The organism is Albidovulum sp. (assembly GCF_049646345.1).
Taxonomy (GTDB): domain Bacteria; phylum Pseudomonadota; class Alphaproteobacteria; order Rhodobacterales; family Rhodobacteraceae; genus Albidovulum.
The window spans coordinates 1-1,840 of the sequence record NZ_JBARVQ010000134.1 but is presented as its reverse complement, the minus strand read 5'-3'; the positions used below and the strand labels follow the sequence as shown (position 1 = coordinate 1,840).

General features: G+C 62.0%; 2 protein-coding genes. Both read left to right on the top strand.

The genetic code is table 11. The features are described 5' to 3' along the window. The coding region (locus WBB85_RS03350; protein WP_432637204.1) for an aldehyde dehydrogenase family protein at nt 1–627 on the top strand (627 nt) is incomplete at its 5' end. A 23-nt stretch (nt 628–650) separates the two neighbouring features. Beyond that, on the top strand, nt 651–1,840 hold a 1,190-nt coding region (locus WBB85_RS03345; protein ID WP_432637203.1), incomplete at its 3' end, for a Tm-1-like ATP-binding domain-containing protein.

Below are 1,840 nucleotides of genomic sequence, written 5' to 3'. Positions count from 1 at the left end.
TCGGCCAACGGCATTTTCCGCAACTCGGGTCAGGTCTGCATCGCAGGCTCGCGCCTGTTGGTTGAACGGTCCGTGCATGACGAATTCGTCGAAAAGCTGGGGCGCTTTGCCGAAGGGATGAAGGTGGGCGACCCGCTTGATCCGGGTACGGCGGCGGGTGCGGTCAATTCGATACGGCAGCTTGAACAGAACCTGGGCTTCGTTGCCGAAGCGAAGGCACTGGGGCGCCGCATCGTCACTGGCGGCGCGCGGATACTGGAGGAAACCGGGGGCTATTACATGCAGCCAACGGTGATTTCGGGCGTCAGCCCGCAGGACCGGCTGGCGACCGACGAGGTCTTTGGTCCGGTTCTGGCGGTCATCCCCTTCGAGACCGAGGATGAGGCTGTGGCCATCGCCAACGGCACCGACTTCGGCCTGTCAGCGGCTGTCTGGACATCCGATCTGTCGCGCGCGCACCGCATGGTGCGGCGCATTCAGGCCGGGATCGTGCATGTGAACACCTATGGTGGCTCGGACATGACGGTGCCCTTGGGCGGGGTCAAGCAATCGGGCAACGGGCACGACAAGTCACTGCATGCATTCGATAAATATCTCGATCTTAAAACCGCCTGGTTCAAGATCTGACGCGATTGCGAGGGAGAGGGACATTGGCAGACAAGACCATTCTGATCGTCGGCACCTATGACACCAAGGACGATGAACTGAACTATCTGGCGAAGGTAATCCGGGGCCAGGGCGGCGCGGTTCTGACAATGGATGTCAGCGTGCTGGGCGACCCGTCGGTGCCGACGGATTACTCAAAACACGCAGTCGCAGAGGCGGGCGGGCATAGGATCGAGGAGGCCATCAACGGCGGTGACGAGAACCTGGCCATGCAGATCATGGCCAAGGGTTCAGCCATGCTGGCCGCGCGGCTTTATGCCGAAGGCAAGTTCGACGGGCTGCTTGTCCTGGGCGGCACGATGGGCACGGATGTTGCGCTGGATGTCTGTTCGGCGCTGCCTGTCGGGGTGCCGAAATACATCGTCTCGACGGTGTCCTTCTCGCCGTTGATCCCGCCTGAACGGCTGCCGGCGGACATTCAGATGATCCTTTGGGCGGGCGGGCTTTATGGGCTGAATTCGGTTTGCAAGGCATCGCTCAGCCAGGCTGCGGGCGCCGTGCTGGGGGCTGCGCGCGCGGTGGAAAAACCGCGCAAGGACAAGCCACTGATCGGCATGACCTCTTTCGGCAAGACAGTGCTGCGCTACATGGTCACGCTGAAACCTGAACTGGAAAGACGCGGCTACGAAGTCGCCGTATTCCACGCCACAGGCATGGGTGGACGGGCGTTCGAGAGCCTCGCGGCAGAGGGTGCTTTCGCCGCCGTGTTCGATTTCGCCCCGCAGGAGGTCGGCAACCACCTGATGGGCTCGTCGATCAGCGCGGGCAGCGACCGGATGACCAATGCAGGCCAAAACGGCACGCCGCAGATCGTTTCCATTGGCTGTTACGACCTTGTCGATTTCGTCGGCTGGCAGGACGTTCCGCCCAAGCTTGCCGGGCAGAAACTGCACGCCCATAACCGCCTGCTTTCGTCGGTCATGATGACTGTGGAACAGCGACGCGACATGGCGCGCATTATCTGCGGGAAACTTGCCACCGCCAAGGGGCCGACCACTTTGCTGCTGCCGCTCAAAGGCGGCAACGAATGGGATCGCGATGGTGGTCCGCTTAGCGATCCCGAAGGGTTGGCCGCCTTCGTGGCCGAGTTGCGCGCGAACCTTCCCGCCAATGTCACGCTGGTCGCGCTTGACGGCCATATCAACGACCCGGCATTTTCCGAAAAAGCGTTGGA